Origin of the sequence: Gordonia hongkongensis, assembly GCF_023078355.1 — a bacterium.
Classification (GTDB): Bacteria; Actinomycetota; Actinomycetes; order Mycobacteriales; family Mycobacteriaceae; genus Gordonia; species Gordonia hongkongensis.
The window spans coordinates 947,457-973,490 of record NZ_CP095552.1 but is presented as its reverse complement, the minus strand read 5'-3'; the positions used below and the strand labels follow the sequence as shown (position 1 = coordinate 973,490).

General features: G+C 68.0%; 23 protein-coding genes and 1 pseudogene. 13 read left to right on the top strand and 11 right to left on the bottom strand.

Going from position 1 to position 26,034, the window contains the following annotated elements:
* Positions 1 to 145: 145 nt before the first annotated feature.
* A complete protein-coding gene (locus MVF96_RS04470; protein WP_055475234.1) occupies positions 146 to 1,102 on the top strand; it encodes a hypothetical protein in 957 nt (318 codons plus the stop codon).
* Positions 1,103 to 1,171: 69 nt separating this feature from the next.
* Here MVF96_RS04470 and MVF96_RS04465 read toward each other — a convergent pair whose 3' ends face one another.
* Positions 1,172 to 2,002 (bottom strand): alpha/beta fold hydrolase, encoded by an 831-nt coding sequence (locus tag MVF96_RS04465; RefSeq protein ID WP_247451391.1) that lies wholly within the window; start codon positions 2,000 to 2,002, stop codon positions 1,172 to 1,174.
* Between the two features lie 111 nt (positions 2,003 to 2,113).
* Between MVF96_RS04465 and MVF96_RS04460 the strand changes: the two genes are divergently transcribed.
* From MVF96_RS04460 to MVF96_RS04445, 4 genes are all read left to right on the top strand, one after another.
* Positions 2,114 to 2,422 (top strand): antibiotic biosynthesis monooxygenase family protein, encoded by a 309-nt coding sequence (locus MVF96_RS04460; protein WP_035717146.1) that lies wholly within the window; start codon positions 2,114 to 2,116, stop codon positions 2,420 to 2,422.
* A gap of 54 nt (positions 2,423 to 2,476) precedes the next feature.
* The gene (locus tag MVF96_RS04455; protein WP_247451390.1) at positions 2,477 to 3,112 is read left to right on the top strand and encodes an LON peptidase substrate-binding domain-containing protein; all 636 of its coding nucleotides are present in this window, start codon (positions 2,477 to 2,479) and stop codon (positions 3,110 to 3,112) included.
* Between the two features lie 129 nt (positions 3,113 to 3,241).
* Positions 3,242 to 4,741, top strand: coding sequence for an aldehyde dehydrogenase (locus MVF96_RS04450; protein WP_247451388.1), 1,500 nt, complete (start codon positions 3,242 to 3,244; stop codon positions 4,739 to 4,741).
* A 238-nt stretch (positions 4,742 to 4,979) separates the two neighbouring features.
* Positions 4,980 to 6,065, top strand: coding sequence for an IS110 family RNA-guided transposase (locus tag MVF96_RS04445; protein WP_137808695.1), 1,086 nt, complete (start codon positions 4,980 to 4,982; stop codon positions 6,063 to 6,065).
* Between the two features lie 378 nt (positions 6,066 to 6,443).
* Here the strand turns inward: MVF96_RS04445 and cydC are convergent, their stop codons facing one another.
* The 5 genes from cydC to MVF96_RS04420 all read right to left on the bottom strand — a co-directional run bounded on the left by cydC (position 6,444) and on the right by MVF96_RS04420 (position 13,635).
* Positions 6,444 to 8,156 (bottom strand): thiol reductant ABC exporter subunit CydC, encoded by a 1,713-nt coding sequence (gene cydC, locus MVF96_RS04440; RefSeq protein ID WP_078112989.1) that lies wholly within the window; start codon positions 8,154 to 8,156, stop codon positions 6,444 to 6,446.
* On the bottom strand, positions 8,146 to 9,867 hold the full coding sequence (gene cydD, locus MVF96_RS04435) for a thiol reductant ABC exporter subunit CydD (protein WP_078112988.1): 1,722 nt from the start codon (positions 9,865 to 9,867) through the stop codon (positions 8,146 to 8,148). The genes cydC and cydD overlap by 11 nt, the downstream gene beginning before the upstream one ends.
* Positions 9,864 to 10,946, bottom strand: a complete 1,083-nt coding sequence (gene cydB, locus MVF96_RS04430) for a cytochrome d ubiquinol oxidase subunit II (RefSeq protein ID WP_078112987.1) — start codon at positions 10,944 to 10,946, stop codon at positions 9,864 to 9,866. Before cydB ends, cydD begins: the two co-directional genes overlap by 4 nt.
* A gap of 12 nt (positions 10,947 to 10,958) precedes the next feature.
* Positions 10,959 to 12,539 carry a cytochrome ubiquinol oxidase subunit I gene (locus MVF96_RS04425; RefSeq protein ID WP_078112986.1) on the bottom strand — a complete coding sequence of 527 codons (1,581 nt, stop codon included), beginning with the start codon at positions 12,537 to 12,539 and terminating at the stop codon, positions 10,959 to 10,961.
* 226 nt (positions 12,540 to 12,765) lie between these two features.
* Positions 12,766 to 13,635: an aminodeoxychorismate lyase gene (locus MVF96_RS04420; protein ID WP_065629161.1), complete on the bottom strand. Its 870-nt coding sequence runs from the start codon at positions 13,633 to 13,635 to the stop codon at positions 12,766 to 12,768.
* 58 nt (positions 13,636 to 13,693) lie between these two features.
* On the opposite strand from MVF96_RS04420, the gene ygfZ reads away from it, so the two are divergent.
* The 3 genes from ygfZ (at position 13,694) to MVF96_RS04405 (ending at position 15,826) form a co-directional block, all read left to right on the top strand.
* Positions 13,694 to 14,878 carry a CAF17-like 4Fe-4S cluster assembly/insertion protein YgfZ gene (ygfZ, locus tag MVF96_RS04415; RefSeq protein ID WP_247451386.1) on the top strand — a complete coding sequence of 395 codons (1,185 nt, stop codon included), beginning with the start codon at positions 13,694 to 13,696 and terminating at the stop codon, positions 14,876 to 14,878.
* The gene (locus MVF96_RS04410; RefSeq protein ID WP_247451384.1) at positions 14,875 to 15,552 is read left to right on the top strand and encodes an MOSC domain-containing protein; all 678 of its coding nucleotides are present in this window, start codon (positions 14,875 to 14,877) and stop codon (positions 15,550 to 15,552) included. Before ygfZ ends, MVF96_RS04410 begins: the two co-directional genes overlap by 4 nt.
* Positions 15,553 to 15,646: 94 nt before the next feature.
* On the top strand, positions 15,647 to 15,826 hold the full coding sequence (locus MVF96_RS04405) for a DUF3073 domain-containing protein (RefSeq protein WP_010842099.1): 180 nt from the start codon (positions 15,647 to 15,649) through the stop codon (positions 15,824 to 15,826).
* 275 nt (positions 15,827 to 16,101) lie between these two features.
* Here MVF96_RS04405 and purM read toward each other — a convergent pair whose 3' ends face one another.
* The 3 genes from purM to MVF96_RS04390 form a co-directional block, all read right to left on the bottom strand.
* Positions 16,102 to 17,208, bottom strand: a complete 1,107-nt coding sequence (gene purM / locus MVF96_RS04400; RefSeq protein WP_065629158.1) for a phosphoribosylformylglycinamidine cyclo-ligase — start codon at positions 17,206 to 17,208, stop codon at positions 16,102 to 16,104.
* 97 nt (positions 17,209 to 17,305) lie between these two features.
* Entirely contained in the window at positions 17,306 to 18,916 is a 1,611-nt protein-coding gene (gene purF / locus MVF96_RS04395; protein ID WP_247451382.1) for an amidophosphoribosyltransferase, read from the bottom strand.
* 151 nt (positions 18,917 to 19,067) lie between these two features.
* The gene (locus MVF96_RS04390) at positions 19,068 to 19,475 is read right to left on the bottom strand and encodes a sterol carrier family protein (protein ID WP_159370132.1); all 408 of its coding nucleotides are present in this window, start codon (positions 19,473 to 19,475) and stop codon (positions 19,068 to 19,070) included.
* Positions 19,476 to 19,530: 55 nt separating this feature from the next.
* Here MVF96_RS04390 and MVF96_RS04385 point away from each other — a divergent pair, with 55 nt between their 5' ends.
* From MVF96_RS04385 to MVF96_RS04370, 4 genes are all read left to right on the top strand, one after another.
* A complete protein-coding gene (locus MVF96_RS04385; protein ID WP_247451380.1) occupies positions 19,531 to 21,039 on the top strand; it encodes a glutamate-cysteine ligase family protein in 1,509 nt (502 codons plus the stop codon).
* A 65-nt stretch (positions 21,040 to 21,104) separates the two neighbouring features.
* A complete protein-coding gene (gene ykgO / locus MVF96_RS04380) occupies positions 21,105 to 21,227 on the top strand; it encodes a type B 50S ribosomal protein L36 (protein ID WP_033205406.1) in 123 nt (40 codons plus the stop codon).
* A gap of 52 nt (positions 21,228 to 21,279) precedes the next feature.
* The gene (locus MVF96_RS04375) at positions 21,280 to 21,795 is read left to right on the top strand and encodes a nitroreductase family protein (RefSeq protein ID WP_336287427.1); all 516 of its coding nucleotides are present in this window, start codon (positions 21,280 to 21,282) and stop codon (positions 21,793 to 21,795) included.
* A 105-nt stretch (positions 21,796 to 21,900) separates the two neighbouring features.
* Positions 21,901 to 23,520, top strand: coding sequence for an HNH endonuclease signature motif containing protein (locus tag MVF96_RS04370; RefSeq protein ID WP_247451379.1), 1,620 nt, complete (start codon positions 21,901 to 21,903; stop codon positions 23,518 to 23,520).
* A 43-nt stretch (positions 23,521 to 23,563) separates the two neighbouring features.
* On the opposite strand, the gene MVF96_RS04365 is transcribed toward MVF96_RS04370, so the two are convergent.
* Positions 23,564 to 24,643, bottom strand: coding sequence for an NAD(P)H-dependent amine dehydrogenase family protein (locus MVF96_RS04365; RefSeq protein ID WP_068972219.1), 1,080 nt, complete (start codon positions 24,641 to 24,643; stop codon positions 23,564 to 23,566).
* Positions 24,644 to 24,783: 140 nt separating this feature from the next.
* Here MVF96_RS04365 and MVF96_RS04360 point away from each other — a divergent pair.
* A pseudogene (locus tag MVF96_RS04360) lies at positions 24,784 to 25,649 on the top strand (glycerophosphodiester phosphodiesterase).
* On the opposite strand, the gene MVF96_RS04355 reads toward MVF96_RS04360, so the two are convergent.
* Entirely contained in the window at positions 25,635 to 25,991 is a 357-nt protein-coding gene (locus MVF96_RS04355; protein ID WP_247451377.1) for a DUF2752 domain-containing protein, read from the bottom strand. The pseudogene MVF96_RS04360 and the gene MVF96_RS04355 overlap by 15 nt on opposite strands.
* Positions 25,992 to 26,034: the final 43 nt, after the last annotated feature.

Below are 26,034 nucleotides of genomic sequence, written 5' to 3'. Positions count from 1 at the left end.
GAACGGCTCCGAGACGGCTGTACCGGAACTCCGCTCGAGCCGGTGCCGACAGACCTCATAAGCCGTGCCGGGTTCATTGACCAGTCGTTTGATCGTTCGGAGATAGTCTCCCACCACGCCCGGATCGTTGCTAATGTCCCGTTCCATGAGTCAGCCGCCGTATCCCCCTGTCCCGCCGCCGGACCCGCAGCAACCAGGCGGCTTCCCCGGGCAGCAGCCGCCCCAATACGGGCAGCAGCCGCCGCAGTACGGGCAGCAGCCTCCCCAGCAACCGCCGTACGGCCAGCAGCCGCCGCCGCAGCCGCAGTACGGCCAGGCCCCGCCTCCGCCGCCTCCGGGCGGGCCGCAGTACGGTGACGCCGGGGCCTATCCCGGAGCCCCGGATCCCTACGGCGCGCCGGGAGATTCGGGCAAGATCGACGTGGGCACCGCGTTCTCGTGGGCCTTCGGCAAGTTCAAGAACAACGTCGGTGCGATGATCCTGCCGGGCCTCGCGATGTTCCTGCTTTACGCGGTGTTCCTCGGGGTCTTCTACACCGTTTTATTCGCCAGCAGTGACGACCTCGTTATAGACGAGAACGGGTATATCCAGTCCGGCGGGCCTGGAATCGGTACTTACATCCTAATGGCGCTTATCGCCGTGGTCTTCTACATCGGCATTCTGTACTTGCAGGCGAGCATCATCTCCGGAGCGGTCCGTGTCGCTAACGGCGAACCTGTATCCGCGGCATCTTTCCTGACCCCGATTCGATTCGGACCAGTGATCGGCACCGCGATTCTGGTCGGGATCATCACAGCCATCGGTACGTTCCTGTGCGTGCTCCCCGGCATCATCGCCGCGTTCTTCTTGATCTTCTCGATCGTTGCCACAATCGACAAGGGGCTATCGCCTGTCGAGGCACTGAAGGCATCGTTCGAGTTGGTGAAGTCCAGATTCGGCGACTCTCTACTCACGTGGTTGGTGACTTACGCAATCACCCTGGTCGGCGCCCTACTGTGCGGAATCGGCCTGATCGTTGCAGCTCCCGTCGCCCAGCTGTTTTTCGTGCACTGCTGGCGCCGGCTCAACGGCGCGCCCATCGCGCCGGCCGACCCCGCCTGACGCCACTCGTTCCTCCTCGGGGCGTACACGATTCGTCGTGTACGCCCCGAATTACGTTGCGCAGCAGCCTCAGCGGTCGAGGCCGGACAGGAATGCCTCCACCGCACCGCGATACACATGTGGCGCGTCGTCGTGGATCAGATGTCCGGCATCCGGCACGCGGAGGTATCGGGCGTGGTCGTTGACCGCGCACATCGTCCGCATCTGCCCCGGCGGGGTGACCCCGTGCTCGGCCTCGATCAGCAGCGCCGGCACACCGACCGAACGCCATTGCGTCCAGAAGTCGCGTCGGCCCCATTCCTCGGCGATCGCGGCCCACAACGGAATCCGACCGTGTAACCGGCCGTCGTCGAAGGCCTCGAAGAAGTAGCGGCCGGCCACCGGCCCGAACATCTCGACGGCTTCGGCCTCGGAGGCGAATCGGTCCGGCCAGGACTCGAACCACGGGGTCCAGCTCGTGGTGGTCCGGCCGCGGAAGTCGGGGGCCATGTCCTCGACGACCAGCGCTGCGACGAGTTCGGGGTACTCCGCCGCCGCGCACCAGGCGTGTAGGGCTCCCATCGAATGCCCGATGAGGACCGCAGGCCCGCGGTCGATCCAGGTGAGGACCTCGGCGAGGTCGGCGACGAACCGCTCCGTCGCGAGTTCGCCGCCGTCGCAGGGTTCTTCGGCGTCGGCGCCGGTGTGGAACGCGGCGTCGTAGGTGAACACCCGGCCGTACCGGCGCAGCCACGGGACCTGGCGGCGCCATGTCCGTCCGCGGCCCATCAGGCCGTGCAGCAACACGATGGGCGGCGCCGCGCGCTCGACTGTGGCCGACGATCCGTTCGCGTCGTCCGCGACTTCGGGACCACTGTGGTCGCGAAGTCCGGTCTCCTGCGGAACCTCACCGTCGAACATGCCAGAACTGTAGTCGCAGAACCGCAGTGCCACCGACGACCGGCACGGGGCCCGACCGCCGTGTCGTCGTTCCCCAGACGACCGCCCGCGCGCAGCGCCTATGGTGGACGCATGTCTGTTGTGAAGATCAATGCCATCTCCGTCCCCGAGGGCGCGGGCCCCGAACTGGAGAAGCGGTTCGCCAATCGCGCCCACTCGGTCGACGGGTCCAAGGGGTTCCTCGGATTCCAGTTGCTGCGTCCGGTCAAGGGTGACGACCGCTACTTCGTCGTCACCGAGTGGGAGTCCGAAGAGGACTTCCAGGCCTGGTCGGCGGGTCCGGCCCGCGAGGCGCACTCCGGTGAGCGCGCGAAGCCGGTCGCCTCGGGTGCGGATCTGCTCGAGTTCGAGGTCGTGCTCGACGCGCGACCCAAGTCCTGAGACGAGCACGCCCTGACCTCTGAACCGGCGGCGGGCGAAACGCTCGTCGCGCCGATGTTCCCGCTCGGCACCGCCCTGGTGCCGAGCGCGGAACTGCCGTTGCGCATCTTCGAGCCACGCTATCGGCAGATGCTGGACGACCATGCCGACACCTCGACCGACCCGCCCACGGTCAGATTCGGCGTGGTACTCATCGAGCGCGGTTCCGAGGTCGGCGGCGGCGAATCACGCTGCCGGGTCGGCACCTTGGCACACGCCGAGATCACCGGCCGGCTGCCGGACGGCCGCGCGGCGCTGACCGCAATCGGCCGTCGCCGGTTCCGGGTCGAGGAGTGGCTGCCCGACGATCCATATCCCCGCGCCCGCATCACGGTGTTGCCCGAACGGACCCCGAGCCGCTCCGATCTGGCCCGTCTGCGCGACCTCGCCGAACGACACCGCGAGCTGATCCGGCGAAAGTTCCGCGCCGCCGGCGAGGACCCCGAGCCGATCATCGCCGCCTTCGCGCTCATCGACTCCGATCCCCGGGCCGCAGACCTCTCGCCCATCCACCGGTGGGCGGCGCAGACGGCGGGACAACCGCATGACCAGCACCGACTCCTCGAGGCCGAGGACCCGTCCGACCAGATCGAGATCCTCCACGACGTGCTGCAGGGGATGGAGGCCCGGGTGGCCTTCGGCAGTTCCTGACGACCACCCCTGGCATCAGAGTTAGAACGTGTTCTAGTATTGCGTGTGCCGTAGTTCACACCTGTCCATCGGCGGCTGTCGGCCGCCCTCGCCCGGGCAGGGCCCCGTCCTCTGAGGAGCACACGCGTAATGACCGAGACCGTGGAGTCCCAACCCGCCACCCTCATCGGCGGGGGCGATCAACCCCAGTTGCTCATCGGCGGCCGATGGGCCGATCCCCATTCCACCGAGACCCTCGAGGTCCACTCCCCCGCCACCGGTGAGCGCGTCGGTTCGGTACCGCTCGCCGATGCCACCGACGTCGACGCCGCGGTCCGCGCGGCGCGCGCGGCCTTCGACTCCGGGGTCTGGAGTTCGACGCCGCCCGCACAGCGCGCCGACATCATCGCGAAGGTCGCTGATCTGATCGACGAGCGGGGCGACGAGATCACCGCGCTCGTTTCCGCCGAGATGGGCGCGCCGCCGAGCGCGATCAGCACCCTCCAACAGCTCCCCGGCACCGGTGTCCTGCGCGCCTACGCCAACGCGGCCCGTGACTACCAGTGGGAGGAATACCGCACCGGCCTGTTCGGCACCACCAGGATCACCCGCGAACCGGTGGGCGTCGTCGGCGCGATCTGTGCCTGGAACGTCCCGCTGTTCATCACCTGCAACAAGATGGGTGCCGCGCTGGCCGCAGGCTGCTCGGTGGTGCTCAAACCCGCACCCGAGACCCCCATGACCGGCAACTACGTCGCGCAGCTGTTCATCGAGGCGGGCGTTCCCGCCGAGGCGATCTCGGTGGTCACCGGTGGCACCGAGACCGGGCAGGCGCTCGTCGCGCATCCCGACGTCGACAAGATCACCTTCACCGGTTCGACCGCGGCCGGCAAGGCGATCGGCGCCGCCTGCGCCCAGACCCTCAAGCGGTGTTCGCTCGAGCTGGGCGGCAAGTCGGCCGCCATCGTCCTCGACGACGTCGACCTCGCCGCGAACGCCTTCATGCTGACGTTCCTCGGCCTGTTCAACACGGGCCAGGCATGCGTCGCGCAGACGCGAATCCTGGTGCCGCGCAGCCGACAGGACGAGATCGTGGCCGCGATGGTCGAGGCCGCGAAGGCGATGAAGGTCGGGCTGCCGTCCGATCCGGAGGCCCAGCTCGGACCGCTGATCACCGAGAACCAGCGGAACAAGGTCGAGGAGTACGTCGAACTCGGCAAGAAGGCCGGTGCCACCGCGGTTCTCGAAAGCGAGCGTCCCGAGGGACTCGACTCCGGCTACTTCCTCACCCCCACGATCTTCACCGGCGTCACCAACGACATGGCCATCGCGCAGGAGGAGATCTTCGGTCCCGTGCTGTCGGTCATCGCCTACGACGACGTCGACGAGGCCATCGCCATCGCCAACGACTCGAGCTACGGACTCGCCGGCACGGTGTGGACGAACGACGTCGAGAGCGGCATCGAGATCTCCACCAAGATCCGCACCGGCACCTTCGGGATCAATTGGTACGCCATCGATCCCGAGTCACCGTTCGGCGGTTACAAGAACTCGGGCATCGGCCGTGAGAACGGCCGAGAAGGTCTCGAGTCCTTCCTCGAGCACAAGTCGACGATGCTGCCGATGGGCTACGAGGTGTCCACGGGTTAGACCTCCCGCCTCTCACAGGGGGAACCGGGGCCGGACGACGTGTACGTCCGGCCCCGGTTCTTGTTTCGTGCCCGCCCACAGGCAGAGAGCCGCTGACTATTGCTCCCTGAGGTGCGAGGAGCGATAGACGGTATGAGGGCCTTGGGGCCGAAGGCCTCAAGCTGCAAACACATCGTGGGTTGCTGCTGCTGAGTTCACACTCGGCGGTAGCACCACATTGCAGATCAGGAGGCCTCCGGTGATTGTTCAGGGTACAAGTGTCGGATTGGATGTTCACGCACGCTCGGTGGTCGCTCACGCCATCGATGAAGACACCGGGCAGGTGATTCGGGAGACCTTGGTCCCTGATGCGGCGACCATCGTCAGCTGGCTACAAGGCCTGGCCCCGCCGGTGCGGGTGGCCTATGAGGCCGGTCCGACCGGCTTTGGATTGGCGCGGGCGATCACGGCGGCCGGGATGGAGTGTGTGGTTGCCGCGCCCTCGAAGCTGCAGCGGCCAGCCGGGGACCGCGTCAAGACCGATGCCCGAGACGCTGCACACTTGGCGAAGTTGCTGCGCCTGGGCGAAGTGGTGGCGGTCAGTGTTCCTGAGGTGGGCACCGAAGCCGCACGGGATCTGGTCCGCGCCCGCGAGGACGCCCGCAGCGACTTGATGCGCGCTCGGCATCGATTGTCCAAACTGCTTCTGCGACAGGGGATCGTCTACTCCGGCGGGAAACCCTGGACCGGTGTTCATCAGCGGTGGCTGCAGCGTCAACGTTTCGAGCTGCCGCTGCTGCAAGCCGCCTTCGACAACGACCTGGACGCGGTGTTGAGCGTGACCGCCCGCCGTGACCGCCTCGATGAGCTGATCGAACAGACCGCGGCCACCGATCCGTGGCGGGCGGTGGTCACCCGGCTGTCGTGTCTGCGGGGCGTGTCGACGCTGACCGCGTTCGCTTTGGCGGTCGAGATCGGCGACTGGTCACGGTTTAGTGGCGCCACGATCGGCTCCTACGCCGGGTTGGTGCCCTCGGAATACTCGACCGGCGGGACCCGCAGTCAGGGATCGATCACCAAGGCCGGTAACGCCCACGTGCGGCGGCTATTGGTCGAGGCGGCCTGGCAACACCGACGCCCCTACGCCACACCCGGACAGACCATGCGCCGCCGGTGGGAGGCTGCTACACCGGCTGCCCGCGCCCGTGGCCATGCCGGCAATCGTCGGCTACACAAGCGCTGGCAACAATTCGACCGCCGCAGCAAACATCCCTGCGTGGCCAACACCGCGATCGCTCGTGAGCTCGCCGGCTGGTGCTGGTCGCTGGCGGTGCTCGACGACTAACCAGCACTGACACACAATCTTGGCCACCCGTCGCGGGACTCCCGCTGTGGTGAACAGGGAACGAATCCACGGCGTCGCTATGTGCGCCAGCACTTTTGGGTGCACGGTACGCACGTTTACATAGACCCGTCGGCCAGCGTTTTCATCTCCTGTCGAACACCGTTGAGCGGTAACCAACCCGCGTATATCAGTCCGACAACACCGTCGCGAGTAACGACCACCACACACCGCGGCGGGTGGCCAACCCCACAACAGCCCCTGAGAAGGAGGCAATTTCGCCATGGGACTTGACAGAGCAGCACTACATATCAGCGACGAGCCACGAAGGGCCTGGTGAGGCACGCTGCGGAGCCCTTCGTGGCTCGCTTCGCTCGCACCTCAGGGAGCAGGAAGGGGCCCGCCCGCCAACTCGAGCACCGCTACCGCACCAGTGTCGACCGGGCGCTGGTGGGTCACCACGACGACGATCCGGTCGGGCCCGAACAGGTCCCGTTCGATCCCCAGGAGGCGCCGCAACAGCTCGTCGGAGTCCGCCTCGTCCATATGCTCGGTCGGTTCGTCGAGCAGGACGACACGCCCGGGGTGCAGCAGTGCGCGGGCGAGCAGCAGTCGCCGCCGCTGCCCGCCGCTCATCGCATCGGCCCCACCGGTGAGGACGGTGTCCAGACCGTCGGGAAGTGCTGCGGCCCAGCGCTGCAGCCCGGCGGCCGCCAGCGCGGTGTCGATCTCCTCGTCGGTGATGTCACCGCGGGCGACGCGCAGGTTCTCGCGGACCGACGTCGAGAAGATGTGTGCCTCCTCGGCGAAATAGCATCCCGCCGAACGTGACCCGACAACCGAACCGTCGCCGACGTCGACCGCCTCGACGTCCCCGGCCATCGGCGGCAACAAACCGGCGAGGGTGAGGAGCAGCGTCGACTTCCCCGCCCCGCTCGGCCCGGTGACCACCAGACGCGAACCAGGTCGCAGGTCGAGATCCACGCCCGCCGCGGGACCGAGGATCTCCCGATCTCGGTGTCCCCAGCGCAATCCCGTGGTCGTCAGACGCACCGGAGACCGATACACCTCGGCGTCGGTCACATCGACCGTTCCGTCGGCGTGCGCCCCGTCCACCAGCGCCATGAGCCTGGCCGCACTCTGTCGGCTCCGCTCGATCTGCAGCCCGGCCTCGGTGAGCGGCGCGGTGGATTCGAAGGCCGACAGCGGCAGCAGGACGAGCACACCGAGGATCATCGGCGTCAGTCCAGCCCCCGAACTCACCCCGGCGAGCGAACCCGAGGTCGCCGAGGCCAATTCGACGGCGATGACGCATGCCGCGATCAGCGACGCACCCAGTGCCAGCGGAGTCGCCGCCGCGGCGGATGCCTGCCACCGGATACCCCGGTCCGTGGCGTCGAGATGGCGGCGATCCGCCGCTGCGGCCGCTGCCAGCGCGCGATGGCGTCTGCGTGCGACGACGAGTTCAGGCGCGTGCCACAGCGCCGTCGTGGCGGCCTCCGTGGCCTCGGACGCGGCCTGCGCGCCGTCGCGGATCGACCGGGCACCACCGCGTGCGGCCAGCCACGGCGCCACACCGCCGCTGACGGCCAGCGCGAGTGCGAGCACCACGGCCGCGGGCACCGAGACCAGCGCCATCACCACCACTGCCGCAAGCGATGTCGTGGCACCGATGCCGATCGGGATGAGGCCGCGGATGAGGGCGTTGCCGATCTCGTCGACGTCGTCACCGGTCCGGTTGAGCAGTTCACTCCGCCGCAACGTGACCGAGTAACCCGGTGCGCCCGACGCCAACGCCGTGTACACGCGCTGCCGCGCGGTGGCCATGGCCTGCAGGGCGAGATCGTGGGTCGCCAGCCGTTCCAGATAGCGGAACACTCCGCGCGAGATACCCAGCGCCCGGACCGCGGTGATCGCGACCGACAGGTACAGCACCGGCGGCATCTGCCACGCACGGGTGATGAGCCAGGCCGACAGCGCCGCCAGGAAGAGGGCCGAGAGCGAGCCGCCGACACCGAGCGCGAGCGCGGTGAGCGCGGGACGCCGGCGCAGGCCGAGGAAGCCCAGGGCCCGGATCAACGGATCACCGCGCATGGTCCACCTCCTCGGCCGTGCCCGCGGCTGCTGCGCCGGTGGCCGCCGGGAAGTCCACCACCCGGTCCGCGTACTCGCGGGCGACGCCCCGGTGCGCCACCACGACGACGGTGTCCCCGGCCCGAGCGCGATCGCGGAGTGCGGCGAACACGTCGCGCTCGGACGCCTCGTCGAGGTGGGCGGTCGGTTCGTCGAGCAGCAGCAGCGGCGCCGGCGAGGCGAGGACTCGGGTCAGGGCGAGGCGTTGCCGTTGTCCCGCGGAGAGCCCGACCCCGCCGGATCCCAGCACCGTGCCGAACCGGCCCGGCAGTTCACCCAGGACTGCGGCGAAGCCTGTTGCCGCGGAAACCGATTCGAAGGCGTCGCGGTCCAGCGCGCCGAACAGCTCCAGGTTCTCGGCGACCGTGCCCGGCACGATCACCGGTTGCTGGGGCAGCCAGGCGATCTGTTCGTGCAGCGCCGCCGGATCGGCCTGACCGACCGGGGTGGACCCGATCAGCACCGATCCCGCGTCTGGAGCGAGCAGGCCCATGATCGCCGCCAGCATCGTCGACTTGCCCGACCCGTTCGGTCCGGCGAACACGGTCAGCGCCCCGGGTTCGATCGTCGTGCGGAGGCACTCCGGTGCCCATCCGTCGCGCCCGTGGATGCCGACGTCGAGCACGGTGATCGGTTCGCCTGCGACGCTGACCCCGCGATTCCCGGTGGCGGACGGCGCGGCCGCGTCAGACGGCGGTGTGATGAGCTCGAAGACCTGCTCGGCTGCGGTGAGGCCGTCGGTGGAATTGTGGAACTGCATGCCGACCCGACGCAGCGGCAGGTAGGCCTCCGGCGCCAGGATCAACGCGAAAACGCCCGCGTACAACGACATCTCGCCATAGACCAGACGGAGACCGATCCCCACGGCGACCAGTGCGACGCAGAGCGTGGCCAGTAACTCGAGGACGGCGCCCGACAGGAACGCGACCCGCAGCGAACTCATCGTGCTGCGGCGGTGGGCTTCACCGAGTTCACCGACCCGAACCGCCGGGGCGCCGGCCCGGTTCAGTGCGCGCAACGTCGGCAATCCGGCGATGAGGTCGAGGAGCTGGGCACTCAGCCGGCTCATCGTCGCCAGCTTGCGTGTGGTGCGATCGCGCGTCATCAGTCCGACGAGCACCATGAACAGCGGGATGAGGGGCAGGGTGACGAGGATGATGAGCGCCGACGGCCAGTCGGCGAACGCGATGACCACCGTGACCGTCGGCGTCAGAACCACCGCGGCCACCAGGGCCGGTAGGTAGCCCGACAGATACGGCCCGAGGGCGTCCAGCCCGCGCAGGAGGACGGTGCTCGCGTGTTCGCGGATCGCCGTCAGCGATCGCGGCGACGTGCGGGCCGGATCGGTGAGGACATCGAGGGCCTCGGCACGCATCTCCGCGATCGCACGCTCGGCGGCGCGGTGCGCGTATCGGTCGTGTCCGTATGCCATCGCGGCCCGGGCCGCCAGTGCTGCGGCCAACACGGTCAGGTGAACGCCCTGCGCGGCGAATGACCGCGCCCCGGGCGACACGATCAGTTCGGAGACGATCGACGCCACCATCGCGGCCACCACGATGATCGCGACCACCTCGGCCACCGCGAACGCCGCGGTGACCCCGACATACCGCCGCGTCGTCGGCGAATACCGCAGCAGCCGGGGGTCGAGCGGGGGCCGGGCGGTGCGTCTCACTTGCTCGGGATTCGCAACGACGGAAGTCCGGCCGGGTCCGGGATGTGCGCGACCGACAGTCGCTTTCGGAACACCCAATAGGTCCAGGCCTGGTAGCCCATCACCACCGGGGTGATGAGCACGGCCGCCCACGTCATGATCGTAAGGGTGTAATCGCTCGACGACGTGTTCTCGATGGTGAGGTTCCACTGCGGATTCAGAGTCGACGGAATCGTGTTCGGGAAGAGCTCGGCGAACAGCGTGGCGACCGTGCCGGCGATCGCGATGCAGGTGAACATGAATGCGTAACCCTCGCGGCGGATCTGGGTGGCGGCCACCATGCCCACCGCGGCGACGGCGGCGATGAGCACCGGAATCCAGGTCCACGAGCTGCCGTAGGCGAACTGGGTCCACAGCAGGAACACGGCGGCCACGATCAGTGTCGGCCAGGCCAGCCGGGCAGCGTAGCGAGCCGAATCCTCCTGCAGCACACCGGAGGTCTTCAGCGAGATGAACACCGCCCCGTGGGTGAGGAACGCGAGCAGGGTCGTGGCGCCGCCGAGCAGGGCATACGGGTTGAGGAGGTTGAAGAACCCACCCGTGTACTGGGCGTCGGCGTCGATCGGGAGCCCGCGCACGATGTTGGCGAACGCCACACCCCACAGGATCGCCGGAATCCACGAACCCAGCCCGATTCCGACGTCGCACCACACGCGCCAGCGGGGGTTGTTGATCTTGCCCCGCCACTCGATCGCGCAGACCCGCACGATGAGCCCGATGAGGATGAGGAACAGCGGAAGGTAGAACGCACTGAACATGGTTGCGTACCAACCGCCGAAGGCCGCGAACAACGCCGCTCCCGCGGTGATGAGCCAGACCTCGTTGCCGTCCCAGACCGGGCCGATGGTGTTGAGGAGCGCGCGGCGACGTTTGTCGGGGTCGGCTTCGGGATCGTCGGCGGCGACCTTGTCGTCGCCACCGGTGTGACTCGAACCGAGGATCGGCATCAGCATGCCGACGCCGAAGTCGAAGCCCTCCAGGACGAAATACCCGACGAACAGGAACGCGATGACCAGGAACCAGATTTCTTCGAGACTCATGAGCACGCTCCTCTAGTATGCGAACGAGAGCTGTTTGGGTTCATCGGAATCGGACTCGTCGTCGGTGTGGCCCGGCGGTCGCGCATCGTGTGCGGCCGGACCCTCGATGACATAGCGCCGCTGCAGCATGAACCACACGACGCCGAGGGCGCCGTAGAGCAGCGTGAACCCGATCAGCGTGACGAGCACGGTGCTCGCCGAATGGTTGGACACACCGTTCTGCACCAGCATGCTGATCCGGAGCGGGTCGAGGTCGTCCTCCCAGTTGGGCGCCACGACCCACGGCTGGCGTCCCATCTCGGTGAAGATCCAGCCGGAACTGTTGGCCAGGAACGGCGTCGGGATCATCAACAGGGCGATGAAGCCGAAGCGTCTGGATTCGACCACCCGCTTACGGCGCGTGAACCACAGTCCGCCCAAGGCCACGACCACCGAGCCGAGCGCCCAGGTGATCATCGCCCGGAAGCCCCAGTAGGTCACGAACAGGTTGGGTGCGAAGTTCTGGTTCGCCGGCACGTTCGGCTGCCCGGCGAAGGCCCGAGTGTACTGCTCCTGCAGTTCCTCCACGCCCTGCAGAGTCGAATCGAAGTCGTGATTCGCGAGGAACGACAGCATCTTCGGGATCTCGATGACGTGTTCGATGTTCTCGCAGTTGTTCTGGCGGCCGATCGACAGAACCGAGAAACCCGGACCCGTCTCGGTCTCGCACAGCGACTCCGCGGACGCCATCTTCATCGGCTGCTGTTTGAACATGATCTGCGCCTGGAGGTCCCCGGTGATGAACAGCGCGACACCGGAGACGATGGTGATCCACAACGCGAGTCTCGTGACCGGCCGCCAGAGGTCGCGGGCGTCCTTCTCGAGGTCCTCGGGTGTGGCGTCGACGTGGCTCGGCGAGGTGCTGTCCGGGATCTCGGACAGGTCACCGGTGTCCGCGGCCTCGCGGATCTTCTTGGCCCGCCATGAGTTCCGCGCCATCCACCAGATGCCGATGGCCGCGACGAAGGTACCGGCGGTGAGGAAGGCGCCGGCGATGACGTGCGGGAAGGCCGCCAGGGTCGTGTTGTTGGTGAGCACCGCGACGAAGTCGTTCATGGCAGGCCGGCCGCGTTCGTCATCCCATGTGACGCCGACGGGGTGCTGCATCCACGAGTTCGCGGCGATGATGAAATACGCCGACGCGTTCACACCGATGGCGGCCAACCAGATACAGGCCAGGTGCACGCGGCGCGGCAGGCGGTCCCAGCCGAAGATCCAGAGCCCGATGAACGTCGATTCGAGGAAGAAGGCGACGAGACCCTCCAGGGCCAGTGGCGCGCCGAAGACATCGGCGACGAACCGGCTGTACTCGCTCCAGTTCATGCCGAACTGGAACTCCTGGACGATGCCGGTCGCGACACCGAGCGCGAAGTTGATCAGGAAGAGCTTGCCGAAGAACTTCGTGGCGCGCAGCCACTGCTCGTTGCCGGTGACATGCCACACCGTCTGCATCACCGCGATCATCGGCGCGAGGCCGATCGTCAACGGCACCAGGATGAAGTGGTAGACGGTCGTGATCCCGAATTGCCATCTGGAGACGTCCAGAGCGTCCATATCGCCTCGAATCGAGTTGCCGGCCCCCGGGCTGCGGGGGCAAGGTCGAAACCTGCCGGGTACCTACTACTAGCGGTAGTAGTAGGTCGTAGGCGCGACGTTACGCCTGGTCACCGGGCCCTTACAAGCGCCAAAGGTCCCGCCGACCAGTTCGAAGCGGTGTCTTCCCTCTCACCCACGCGGGTGTGTGCCCCAGGCGGACGAGATCAGGTGGGGGTGACCGGGATCAATTGTCGTCCACCGAGATGGCCCGGTCGACCAGATCGGTGAACTTCGCGGCGTCCGCGGCGAGCGGCATCACGTACCGGTTGAGATGGGTGACCCGCGCCGCGAGGGTCACGCTGCTCACCAGCCAGACCGAGTCGGCCGCCACCAGATCCTCGGGCCGTAGGACGTCGGTCTTGGTCGTCCAACCCTCCTGTTCCGCGACATCGAAAACCGCACGCACGGTGGTCGACTCGAGAATCCCGATCTCGGTCGGCGGTGTGACCAGGGTGTCGGAGTACACGGCGACGACCGTGGCTCGGGGCCCTTCAAGGACGGCGCCCTCGCTGCTGACGAAGATCACGTCGTCGAAGCCCTCGGCCGACGCGTGGCGCAGGGCCGCCATGTTCGTGGCGTAGCTGAGGGTCTTCGCGCCGAGGAGCTGCCAGGGCGCCGTGGCGGCGAGGTCGATCGAGAAGCCGCGAGCGAGGGTGACCACCCGGACACCGTCCGCACGCGCCGCCGACACCCGGTCGGGCACCGCGTCGACGGTGACGTACGCGGTCGGCGCCGAACCGTGCTCGCGTCCGCGGGAGTAGACGAGCCGCAGCAGTGCCTCACCCGACGACCCGTGCTTCTCCGTCCACGCCTGCGTCGCGGTCTCGATCACCGCCCGCCACTCGTCGAGATCGGGCTTGTCGAGTTCCATCGCGGCCGCACTCCGGGCCAGTCGCTCGAGATGCAGTCGGACGCATCGCGCCCGGCCGCCGCGCACGAGAAGCGTCTCGAAGATGCCGTCACCGCGCACCGCGGCCAGGTCGTCGGCGTGGAGGAAGGGAGCGTCGGCATCGTGTCGGGTGCCGTCGAGGGAGACAAGGATCGAATCCGCCATGGATAGAAGGTTGTCATGCGTCGCAGCCCCGCACCGAATCGACCCGTAGAATCGACGCGTGAGCCGCTCACCCATCCTGACCAGGCATTCCGAGGGCGGGGCGGTGCCCGGCCCCGGCGACCTCCTCTCCGCCGACACCGCGTGGCACTACGGCGACCCCCTCGGCGAACAACGAGCCGCACAACGTGGCGTGATCATCGTCGACAGGTCCGACCGCGCCGTTCTCGAGATCGCCGGCGCCGAACGCCTGACCTGGCTGCACACCATCAGCAGCCAGCACATCGCCACCCTCGCCGACCGGTCGAGCGCCGAAGACCTCTCTCTCGACCTCAACGGTCGAGTCGAAGAGCATTTCGTCCTCACCGACATCGACGGCGTGACGTGGATCGACACCGAGGGTTCGCGCGGCGGACCGCTGCTCGACTTCCTGACCAAGATGGTGTTCTGGGCCAAGGCCGAACCCGCCGCGCGTTCGGACATGAAGGTCCTGACGCTGATCGGGCCCGGGGCCCTCGACGGTCCGGTCGCCGATCTCCTGGAGGTCGGCGCGGACGCCGTGGTGTACCAGGCGGGCGGGTTGCCCGAGTCGCACCACGAGGACGAACAGCTCGGCTTCTGGCGGCGCATGCCCCCGCTCGGCGAGGACCGGGACCTGCCGGTCGTCGACCTCGTGGTGCCCGAGTACGTGCTGACCCGCTGGTGGGACACGCTGACCGAGGCCGGCGCGCGAATGGCCGGCAGCTGGGCTTTCGAAGCCCTGCGCGTGGCCGCCCGCCGACCCCGGCTCGGCGCCGACACCGACGAACGCACGATCCCGCACGAGGTCGACTGGATCGGCGGTCCGGACGAGTTAGGCGCGGTCCACCTGGACAAGGGTTGCTACCGCGGCCAGGAGACCGTCGCCCGCGTACACAACCTCGGCAAGTCGCCTCGACGGCTGGTCCTGCTGCATCTGGACGGGAGCGTCGACGAGCGACCCGTCCCCGGCGACCCGGTCACCGCCGGCGGACGAACCGTCGGCCGGGTGGGCACGGTCATCGACCACCATGAGTGGGGTCCCATCGCGCTGGCACTCGTCAAGCGCAACGTCGGCGCCGACGTGGAGTTGTCGGTCGGGGCCGAGTCCGCCGTCAGCGCGCGGATCGATCCGGATTCGATCCGCGACGACGATCGGGTCCAGGCGGGACGCGCGGCCGTGGAACGACTCCGCAGCGGTTCGGCGGCGCCGGGACGCAACGGTTGAGCACGGGTGTGGTGCTGGCCGTGTGCGCGGCCGGCGACGACGTGATCCTCGCGGGCATCGGCCCCTCCGCCATCGACAAGCGACCCCGCAGCGGGCGCCTCGACGTCGACGAACTCGGTCTCGTCGACGACCACGTGGGTAACAAGCGACACCACGGCGGCGTCGATCAGGCGGTGTACGCCTACGCCGATCCCGAGGCGCGCCGATGGGCCGACGAGCTCGGACGTGAGCTTCCTTACGGATGGTTCGGGGAGAACCTGCGCATCGACGGGATGGCGGTCACCGATGCCGTCGTCGGGGAGCGATGGGAAGTCGGCACCGACGGGCTAATTCTCGAGGTGACCATCCCTCGCGTCCCCTGCAAGACCTTCGCGGTGTGGGCGGGCGAGCCACGGTGGATGAAGCGGTTCCTGGCGCAGGCAGATTTCGGCACCTACCTGCGCGTTGTCCGCAACGGCACGGTGGCGCAGGGCGATCGGATCACCGTCGTCCACCGCCCCGGTCACGGTGTGCGATCACGTGATCTGCTCGCCGGCGGTGACGTCGAGGCGATTCGGTCGTTGCTCGCGCAGGACGATCTACCCGCGAAGGTCCGCCGCGAGGCGACCAAGATGGTGAACAAGTCGGAAAGACGCGTCGGCGCGGCAACACAGGGTGGACAACACAAATCCTAGAGGCGCGCTAGACTGGTCCCCACGACAGAATTACTTCAAGAGAACGGGGCCGCCAATTGTTTGGCCGCCCCGTCATTGTGCGAGGGGGTCCCATATGGGCCGCGGCCGGGCAAAGGCAAAGCAGACGAAGGTTGCACGTCAGCTGAAGTACTCCACTCCGAACACCGACCTGGAAAGCTTGCAGCGTGAGCTCTCCGGACAGGGCGATCCGGTTGTAGAACGACCGGATCCGGTGGACGACTGGGTGGACGAAGAGGAGTGGCGACGCGCTTGACGCGCACACTCTTCGGGTGTTGATCTCTCGACGCCCGGGATCACCCCACATTTTCTCCGCATGAGCGGACCCGCGGCGACGCGGGACCATGACTTCGTACGCACCACCCGTTTCTGATGGGTGGTGCGTGCTCATGCGACCGTTCCGGGGTGATCCCGTCATGAACAGACACCGACGCCCGCCGAGGGAATCCCCTCCGGCGGGCGTCGGTGTTGTGTGTGCGGCTGCTCCCCCGCTCCAATGTCTCTGCGAGAGTTGCGGATTCACCGATCGCGCTAGAAGCGCGGGTGCTCCCCGAGCAGGGTGACGCGAGAGTCGTTGTCCGAGCGGTCACTCGCGCGCTTGACGGTGCCGAGGACCCAGTTGTCGACGTGCCGTGCCGTCAGCACGGCCTGCGCGCGGTCGGTGTCCTCCGGCGCGACGACCGCCACCATGCCGACGCCCATGTTGAAGGTGCGTTCCATCTCGAGCTGTTCGACCCGGCCGCGCTGACCGATGAGCGCGAAGATCGGGGCCGGCGTCCACGTGTTGCGCTCGAGCTCGGCCACCAGCCCGTTCGGGATCACACGCGCGAGGTTCTCGGCGAGGCCGCCGCCGGTGATGTGCGCGAATGTACGCACGTCAGCCTCGGCGATCAGGGCCAGGCAGTCGCGGGCATAGATCCGGGTCGGCTCGAGCAGCTCCTCGCCCAGGGTGCGACCGAACTCCTCGACATGACCGAACAGGTCCATGTGACCCCACTCGAGCAGCACCTTGCGGGCGAGCGAATACCCGTTGGAGTGCAATCCCGACGACCCCATGCCGATGACGACGTCGCCGGCGCGGACGCGGTCCGGGGTGAGCACGTTGTCGGCTTCGACGACACCGACCGCGGTGGCGGACATGTCGTAGTGGTTGTCCTGCATCAGGCCGGGGTGTTCGGCGGTCTCGCCGCCGAGCAGGGCGCAACCGGCTTCGACGCAGCCGTCGGCGATGCCGGCGACGATCTGGGCCACCGTCTCGGGGACCACCTTGCCGACCGCGATGTAGTCCTGCAGGAACAGCGGCTCGGCGCCGCAGACGACCAGGTCGTCGACACACATCGCGACGAGATCGCGGCCGACGGTGTCGTGCTTGTCGATGGCCTGTGCAACGGCGAGCTTGGTGCCGACGCCGTCGCTGGCAGCGGCCAGGACCGGCTCCCGATAGTTGCCCTTGAGTGCGAACAGACCGGAGAAACCGCCGATCCCGCCGAGAACCTCCGGGCGAGACGCACGCTTGGCATGGGGCGCGATGAGTTCCACAGCCCGCTCACCGGCGTCGATGTCGACCCCGGCCGCCGCATACGACGCCGGTGTCGAGCTCCCGGCCGTCTCGTCGGCAGCAGCATCCCGCTCCGTCATCACCGCAGCACTCCCGTTCCAGAAAATCTCGGTCGAACGTTGTTTCCGGCGTGTTCGCCGACGGGTCATACGGTACCGGAGGGCCTACGGCACGAAATCAGGGCCGCATGACCGCGCTGACGTTGTCGTTCGGCTGGGTCAGCGGGTCCACCGAGCGGTCGCCGGCCGCGCTCGCCAGCATCTGTTCGAGGACCGCCTTGCCCATCGAGGTCTCCTTGGGCAGCTCGATCGGGTACTTGCCGTCGAAGCACGCAGCGCAGAGGCTCGACGCGGCCTGCCCGGTCGAGTTGATCATCTCGTCGATGCTGATGTAACCCAGCGAATCGGCACCGATGGCCTGCCGGACCCCCTCGACCATTCCGGCCTCGGACTCCATGCCGTTGGCGATCAGTTCCGCCGGGGACGCGAAGTCGATCCCGTAGAAGCACGGCCACCGGACCGGGCTCGACGCGATGCGGACGTGCACCTCGGCGGCACCGGCCTCGCGCAGCATCCGGATGAGCGCGCGCTGGGTGTTGCCGCGCACGATCGAGTCGTCGACGACGACGAGCCGTTTCCCGCGGATCACCTCGCGCAACGGATTGAGCTTCAAGCGGATACCGAGCTGGCGGATCGTCTGCGACGGCTGGATGAAGGTACGGCCGACGTAGGCGTTCTTCATCAGTCCCTGGCCGTACGGAATCCCGGATTCCTGGGCGAATCCGACGGCCGCCGGCACGCCCGACTCCGGTACCGGGATGACCAGGTCACCCTCGGCGGGGTGTTCCTTGGCGAGTCGGCGACCGATCTCGACGCGGGTCGAATGCACCGAACGACCGTGGATCACCGAGTCGGGACGGGCGAGATAGACGTATTCGAAGACGCACCCGCTGGGGGTCGGCTCGGCGAAGCGCGTGCTGCGGACGCCGTCGGCGTCGATGGCCAGGAGCTCGCCCGGCTCGATGTCGCGGACGAACGACGCACCCACGATGTCGAGGGCGGCGGTCTCCGAGGCGACGACCCAGCCGCGGTCGAGGCGGCCGAGTGACAGCGGGCGCACACCGTGCGGATCGCGCGCGGCGTAGAGCGTGTGCTCATCCATGAAGGTCAGGCAGAACGCGCCCTTGAGGGTCGGCAGCAGTTCCATCGCGGCCTGCTCGATCGAGCTGTCCGCGGCGCCGTGCGCGAGGAGCGCACCGACGACATCGGAGTCCGACGTCGCTGCCGAACTCTTGATCCCCTGCTCGCGCGCACGCGCCGCGAGGTCCGCGGTGTTGACCAGGTTGCCGTTGTGGCCCAGGGCCACGCCGGTCCCGGCGTCGGTGGTGCGGAAGATCGGCTGCGAGTTCTCCCAGGTCGTCGAGCCGGTGGTGGAGTACCGGCAGTGGCCGATCGCCACATGCCCGCTCATCGCACCCAGGGTCTGCTCGTCGAAGACCTGGCTGACGAGTCCGAGGTCCTTGAACACGACCACCTGGCTGCCGTCGCCGACGGCGATGCCCGCGGCTTCCTGGCCGCGGTGCTGCAGGGCGTAGAGGCCGTAGTAACTCAGCTTGGCGACGTCCTCGCCGGGCGCCCAGACACCGAAGACACCGCATTCCTCACGCGGTTCGTTCTCGAGATCGTCCAGCGGGGCCGGATTGATCGCACCCGAGCCACGTGCGGAGCATCCGCCCGCCGGCGTCGTGGCAGCGAGCAGGTTCATGTGGGCGATCGAATGATCAGGCATCGACTAGCTCCCTGGGGCTGCGAATCGGTCCGTCGAGTGGGCTGGGAGACATGCGTGAGTTTACGGGTCGGTCGGCTCCCGATGCGAATCTTCCAGCGGTGTCGACCGGCGGGTCATTCCCGACGCCCCGGTCGAGTGATGCATCACACTCCTACTCCCGGTCGCCCGGCGGGCCGATCGGGATGAGCGGCAGCAGGTCGGCGATGAGTGCCGCGCGATGCCCGGACGCATCCACCAGGCCCGCGGCGAGGGCGTCGTCGTAGGTGAGGACACCGGCGACGAGGAGCAGCCAGGTCCGCGGCGCCATCTCGACGACGTTCGGCGGCGTTCCGCGGGTGTGACGGGGACCTTCGATGCACTGGACCGCGACGAACGGAGGCACCCGGACCTCGACCGAGTTCCCGGGGGCGAGCTGCTCGAGTGACCGGGCCGATCGACGGACGGCGTCGGCGAGGGCGGCGCGTCCCGGGGTCGGCACGGTCGGGTCGACGAGCCAGTCCGAGACGGCCAGCACCGCGGCCCGGACCTCGGCGGGGTCCACTCTCCTGCGTGGTGGCACTCCGCCATCTTCGCAAGAGGGTTCGCGCCGATGCGGATCGGGCAGTATTGACCGCATGGGAGCCGAGGTGTCCAAACAGCAGTTCACCGGCGAGGACCGGGTTCGTTTCCGGCGTCAGGTGGGTCGCGGCACGGAAGCGATCGCGCGGATGCTCGCCGACGGGCTGTTCACCGATCAGGGCCGTCCGCCGAAGCCGTTGCTCGGCATGGAGGTCGAACTGAACCTCGTCGACGAGGACATGCAGCCCGCGATGGCGAACGCCGCCGTCCTCGAGGCGATCGCCGATCCGGACTATCAGACCGAACTCGGCCAGTTCAACATCGAGATCAACGTCTCGCCGCGACCGTTCACGACCGACGATACGATCTCGCTCGAGCAGGCGTTGCGGACGTCGCTCAACCGGGCCGAGCAGCGGGCCGCACAGACGTCGAGCCACCTGGTCATGATCGGCATGTTGCCGACACTGAAGTCCGAACACTTCGCGCATCACTGGATCTCGGCGAACCCGCGCTACGACCTGCTGAACGAGCAGATCTTCGCAGCCCGGGGTGAGGATCTCGAGATCGACATCACCGGCATCCCGCTGACCGACACCCACGACACCGAGCACCTGCGCACGTCGACCGACTCGATCCTGCCCGAGGCGGCCTGTACATCCCTGCAGCTCCATCTCCGAGTGGCGCCGGAAGACTTCGCCTCGCACTGGAATGCGGCACAGGCCATCGCCGGGGTGCAGGTCGCCCTGGCCGGGAACTCGCCCTTCCTCGCCGAGACCGCGTTGTGGCACGAGAGCCGCATCCCGGTCTTCGAACAGGCCACCGACACCCGGCCGCTGGAGCTGAAGAACCAGGGTGTCCGGCCGCGAGTGTGGTTCGGAGAGCGGTGGATCAACACGATCTTCGACCTCTTCGAGGAGAACACGCGCTATTTCCCCGCGCTCCTCCCCGTCTGCACCGACACCGACCCGCTCGCCGAGCTCGACGACGGACGCATCCCCACCCTCGACGAACTGCGTCTGCACAACGGGACCGTCTACCGCTGGAACCGTCCGGTCTACGACATCCACGAGGGACAGGCCCACCTGCGCGTCGAGAACCGCGTGTTGCCCGCCGGTCCCACGGTCGTCGACACGATGGCCAACGCCGCGTTCTACTACGGCGTCGTCCGGGGCCTCGTCGAATCCGATCGGCCGCTGTGGTCGCGGATGTCGTTCAACGCCGCCGCCGAGAACCTGCAGTCCGGCGCCCGCACCGGCATGGAGTCGCAGCTGTACTGGCCCGACGTCGGCTGGGTGCGACCCGACGAACTCGTCCTGCGCCGGCTGCTCGTGCTCGCCGAGGACGGTTTGCAGCGGTTCGGCGTCTCCGACAAGGCCCGCAAGCGCTACCTGTCGGTCATCGAGGGCCGCTGCATCTCCCGCCAGACGGGATCGGTCTGGCAACGCCAGGCGGTCGCGGCCCGCGAACGCGCGGGCGAGAGCCGGACACAGGCGCTGCACGGGATGCTCCGCGACTACGTCACCCAGATGCACGAGGGCGAGCCGGTGCACACCTGGGAGGTCTGACACCCGCCTCGGCGCTCGTCGACGGACCTGCTTTAATGGAAACAATTTCCATTAAGGAGGCTCCGTTGAAGGTCCGTGCATCCATCCGGTCGTTGAAGAACCAACCCGGTTCACAAGTGGTCAAGCGCAAGGGGCGCATCTACGTGATCAACAAGGGCAACCCCAGATTCAAGGCGCGCCAGGGCTGAACGTCGTCGGGCGGCGGCCCCGCCCGCGGGCACCGGCAACCTCGAATCCACGATCGTCGGTTTCGTCGACACCGCGCTCGCCGCCCAGAACGCAGTCGTCGCCGCCGAATCCCTGGAATTCGGAACGGTGTTCGTCGGGTCGATCCGCAACCACCCCCTGGCGGTGGCCGACGAACTCGGCCTACCCGACCATGCGGTCGCGACCTTCGGTCTGGCGATCGGACGACCCGATCCGACCGAGCCCGCGGGTATCAAACCCCGCCTGCCCCAAGCGGCGGTTCTCCACCACGAGACCTACGACGCCGAGTCTGCGGACTCCCACGTCGAGGCATACGACGAGGTCCTGTCCGGTTACAACGTCGGTACGGCCTCGAGGGAGACTGGAGCACAAAGGTTCTCGCTCGTCTCGCCGATGCCGAGTCGTTACATGGCCGGGAGCGACTGCGTGCGCAGCTCGAGGCACGCGGGCTGCCGTCGTGGTGATCGTGTTCGCTTGACCCAACCGACAACCCTCATCGCCCCGCCGAATCCTACCGGTCGCCACCGACAAGCTCCCGCAACACAATGAATCTGATTCACATTGCCGGGCAATTGTTTTCGTGGCCAAGTCAGCCGAACTCGTGTACACTCGAACGTACATTCGCAGCAACGGTTCTCGGGGGAGGTGACCGTCATGCCCAGCACCACACCACTCGCCGACCACGGCGCGCCCGTGTCCCGCGCGGCCGAACTCGTCGCCGAACTACACGCGAACCTCGACGAACTACAGACCGTCGACTTGTCCTCGTGCACCGACGAAGAACTGATCGACGTCGCCGCGGAGACCGAACGCGCCATCGCACGTCTGACCGTCGCCGGTGACCGGCAGATCGATCAGGTCGAGGCTCGTGATCTGCCCCGCAAGGCCGGCTGCCGCACCCTGATGCAGTTCATGACACATCGGCTACGGGTGTCGAACCCGATGCGCCGCCGTAAGCAGATGGACGCCACCGCCCACCGGACCAGCCTCGGCGGCGAGGTCCTCCCACCCGAATACCCCTGCCTCGCCGAATCTTTCGCACAAGGCGCAGTCGGCACCGCCCACGTACAAGCCACCCTCGACGTCCTCGACCGCATCCCGGGCACCATCGACCACGACATCAAGGTCGCCGCCGAACGACAGATGGCCGAGATCGCCGAAGCCCACACCCCCGCCGAGATCACCCAGCTCGGTGCCCGCCTGCTCGCCCACCTCGACCCCGACGGCACACTGTCAGACGACACCGACCAGAAACGACGCCGCGGCCTGTGGATCGGCCGGCAACGAGCCGACGGCACCGCCAAAATATCGGGCACCCTGACCCCCGCACTCGCCGCCCGGCTCACCATGATGTTCGCCGTGTGGGGCAAACCCGGACTCAACAACCCCGACGACCCCCAGTCGCCCCACGGGCCGGCCGGCACCGCCGACCCCGACGCCCTGACCGCCGCCGCCGACCGCGACGGACGCACTCTCGCCCAGACCAATCACGACGCCCTCGACGCCGCCCTGGCCGCCGGTTTCGCCGACGGGACTCTCGGCACCTCGCACCGCGGGCTGCCCGTGCAGCTGATCATCAAAGCCGACCTCGGGGACCTGATCCGCGAAGCCGGACTCGCGACCACCGCCACCGGCACCCTGCTGCCCATCCGGGACCTGATCGCGATGGCCGCCGACATGCAACCCTGGCTCGCGATCTTCAAAGACGCCACCACCGTCCCGCTGCACTTCGGACGGGGCAAACGCCTCGCCACCCGCGAACAACGCCTCGTCTCGTTCGCCCGCCCTGACGGGGAGGTGTGCTCGGCTCCCGGTTGCGATCAGCCCGCCACCCAGGTCGACATGCATCACGCCCAGAAGGACTGGGCCAAAGGCGGTCTCACCGACATCGACGACCTCGCACCGGCCTGTCCCCGACACAACCGGATGGTCGGCGACCAGCCCGGCCAATACACAACACGGGTAGTCCGCGACGGACCCGACGAAGGCCGCTGCGCCTGGCGACTCAACGCCGAACCCGGCGCGCCACCCAACCCCGAACACATCAACCGCCGACCCGACATACCCAAGCGGTTGCAGGCCCACCTAGAACAGGTGCGGCGAGAGATCCACGGACGCACCACGTCCGGCGATGAGCCACGCCCACATGACGCGCGCCGATCATGGTTGAAAACCAGCCACGTCATCGACGTCCGACCACCCCGCCCAGGACCACGCACACCCAGGCCGTCCCTCGTCGAAGCACACCTCATGGAGTTACTCGCCAGTCGATGACTCGCGCCTGTCGGATCACATCGCCCGCCGTCGTCGAGCGCGGCTACTTCTGCACGAAGAGCCCCCGACCCGTCACGAGCGGGAGGTCGAGCGCGGTGACCAGGCCGGGTTTCGCATCGACAACCGCCGCAACGGAATTGACTAGACGCATCGCGGTGACGATCATGCCGGAGACGTTGTGGTCGCCGTTCTCGCCGTGATGCCCGAACTCGACGGTCATCTCGGGTTCTCCGGAGATGCTGATGCGATAGCAACCGTCGCCCTCGTGCGGGGTAGGCCAGTCCGGGCATTGGTCGGGATGGGTGCGCGTGTAGTGCTCCAGCACAACGCGATCCACGCCGTCGACCTGGCCGACGACCTCGAAGCGCACCGCGGCCATCGTGCCCTCGGGGATCTCGACGGAGACCGTGGAGTAGTCACGATCGGCCGCCACCCGATCGACGCGTTCGACAAGCGGCTCGTCGAGCACGAGGTCGAGGCCCGCGGCGATCTGTCGCACGACACTCCCCCACCCCATCGACAGGATGCCCGGCGCGAACAGCAGCGGCGTGGCGTCCAGTGGTTGCCCGAAGCCGAACAGGTCTCGCATGACGACCGGCTGGTAGTAGGTCGAGTAGTCGGCGATCTCCTGACAGCGGATCTCGTCGATGCGCTGGGAGAGACTCGTCATCGCCAGCGGCAGTGCGTCATTCGCGAAACCCGGGTCGATGCCGTTGACGTGGAGGCTCGCGCCACCCGCCGCACCCGCGGCGGCGATCCGATCCAGCAGCGAGTCGGGCAGGATGCCATGGGGGAACTGCAGGACCACCGGTCCGCTCGACACCACGTTGATCCCGTTCTCCACGAAGTGGATGAGGTCCTCGATCGACTCCAGCACGCGGTCGTCGGTCATCGCGGTGTGCACGATGCAGTCGGGTTTCAGGGCGATCAGCGCGTCGCGGTCGCCGGTCGCCGCGACACCCAGCTCACGGTCGAGCCCGGCGAGTTCGCCGGCGTCCTTGCCGACCTTGGCGGGGTCGGACACCCACACACCCACGAGTTCGAGGTCGGGCCGGGCGTCGATCCCGGCGATGGCATGTCGTCCGACGGTTCCGGTCGACCACTCGACCACGCGCAATGTCATGCGATCCAAACTAGAACACGTTCCAACTTCGCCGTGCCGATTCGGCGAGATGCGCCTCGCTAGAGTCGGGAGCTGTGACCGCCACGTCGCCCCCGGACCCCGCCGCCCCGATCCACATCGACCACGACGGCCATCGGACGATGCTCAAGTGGCACCGGGGCCGGCGGCGCGCCGACGACACGGCGTTCACCGCGACCCGGATCGTCGAGGGCATGCGGCTCGGCGCGAGTGTCGAGATCGATCTGGTGATCCACGCCGAGCGCGGTTTCGCCGTCCTGCACGACCGCACGGTCGACCACGCCACCACCGGCACCGGCGCGGTGTCCGCGCTCCCGGCGTCGTATCTGCGGGAACTGTCCCTGCGGGACAACCGTGGCCGGCCCGTCGACGAGCACGTCCTCCTGCTCGAGGACCTGACCGAACTCTTCGACGGCGTCGACATCGCCCCCACCGCGTCCCTCCAGCTCGACTTCAAGGAGGACGACGCCGCGCTCGATCCCCAGGCCGTGGCGGTGTTCGCCCGCAGTGTCGCATCCCCGCTCGGCACTACATCTTGTCGTGCGGCGACGCCGCGGCGGTCGACACGTTGACCTCGGCCGCACCGGGCATCCGGATCGGTTACGACCCTTGCCATCACGGTGCCGCCGACGCGGCGATCCGCTCCGGGGACTTCGACGGCTTCGTCGATCGCGCGGTGGCGGCATCGCCGGAGGCCGAGATGGTGTACCTGGAGAACCGGCTGATATTGGCGGCCGACCACCGCGGCCACGACCTGATCGGCGCGTTCCACGAGCGCGGTCGGCTCGTCGACGGGTACACGGTGACGCGGGTCGGACCGCGGGTCATCCCGGACATCAGGCGACTGCTGGAGTTACGGGTCGACCAGATCACGACCGATGATCCCGAGGCCCTGGCGACGCTCGACCTCGATGCCCCCGCACGCGATTCCGGTTCGCGGCTGGTGCGCTGGATCCGCGGCAGCAGCCGACGCTCAGACGTGCAGTGACCAGAACGGTTCGACAGGGATGTTGCGGACGACGAACCAGGCCAGCACGACCACCAGCACGACGACCCCGGAGTAGCGAAGGTGCTGCCAGCTGCGAACCCGGCGGCCGGTCCACAGTCGCAGGCAGTACGCGCCGAAGGCGAAGAGCAGCAACCCCATTGCGAGCACCCCGACGGCGTTGTAGTGCAGCGCCGCCGGGACATCGCCGTGCAGCAGCGAGTAGATCGCCCGTAGCGACCCGCAGCCCGGACACGTCACCCCGAAGATCAGCTTGGTCGGACAGACCGGCAGGGCACCGCCCGGTGTCGTCGGATCGGCGAACCACACGGCCGCACAGACCATCCCGGTACCGGCGACGACCGTCGCCGGACCGAGGTACCGATGC

Bases quoted from the DNA above. Each gene is read 5' to 3' on its own strand.
- MVF96_RS04450 (WP_247451388.1), top strand. From the start codon at position 3,242: ATGACCGAGACCGTGGAGTCCCAACCCGCCACCCTCATCGGCGGGGGC.
- MVF96_RS04370 (WP_247451379.1), top strand. From the start codon at position 21,901: ATGCCCAGCACCACACCACTCGCCGACCACGGCGCGCCCGTGTCCCGC.
- MVF96_RS04355 (WP_247451377.1), bottom strand. From the start codon at position 25,991: ATGGTCTGTGCGGCCGTGTGGTTCGCCGATCCGACGACACCGGGCGGT.
- MVF96_RS04420 (WP_065629161.1), bottom strand. From the start codon at position 13,635: ATGGCGGATTCGATCCTTGTCTCCCTCGACGGCACCCGACACGATGCC.
- MVF96_RS04470 (WP_055475234.1), top strand. From the start codon at position 146: ATGAGTCAGCCGCCGTATCCCCCTGTCCCGCCGCCGGACCCGCAGCAA.
- cydB (WP_078112987.1), bottom strand. From the start codon at position 10,946: ATGAGTCTCGAAGAAATCTGGTTCCTGGTCATCGCGTTCCTGTTCGTC.
- MVF96_RS04455 (WP_247451390.1), top strand. From the start codon at position 2,477: ATGTTCCCGCTCGGCACCGCCCTGGTGCCGAGCGCGGAACTGCCGTTG.
- MVF96_RS04425 (WP_078112986.1), bottom strand. From the start codon at position 12,539: ATGGACGCTCTGGACGTCTCCAGATGGCAATTCGGGATCACGACCGTC.
- MVF96_RS04405 (WP_010842099.1), top strand. From the start codon at position 15,647: ATGGGCCGCGGCCGGGCAAAGGCAAAGCAGACGAAGGTTGCACGTCAG.
- MVF96_RS04385 (WP_247451380.1), top strand. From the start codon at position 19,531: ATGGGAGCCGAGGTGTCCAAACAGCAGTTCACCGGCGAGGACCGGGTT.
- MVF96_RS04465 (WP_247451391.1), bottom strand. From the start codon at position 2,002: ATGTTCGACGGTGAGGTTCCGCAGGAGACCGGACTTCGCGACCACAGT.
- MVF96_RS04460 (WP_035717146.1), top strand. From the start codon at position 2,114: ATGTCTGTTGTGAAGATCAATGCCATCTCCGTCCCCGAGGGCGCGGGC.
- cydC (WP_078112989.1), bottom strand. From the start codon at position 8,156: ATGCGCGGTGATCCGTTGATCCGGGCCCTGGGCTTCCTCGGCCTGCGC.
- purF (WP_247451382.1), bottom strand. From the start codon at position 18,916: ATGCCTGATCATTCGATCGCCCACATGAACCTGCTCGCTGCCACGACG.
- MVF96_RS04365 (WP_068972219.1), bottom strand. From the start codon at position 24,643: ATGACATTGCGCGTGGTCGAGTGGTCGACCGGAACCGTCGGACGACAT.
- purM (WP_065629158.1), bottom strand. From the start codon at position 17,208: ATGACGGAGCGGGATGCTGCTGCCGACGAGACGGCCGGGAGCTCGACA.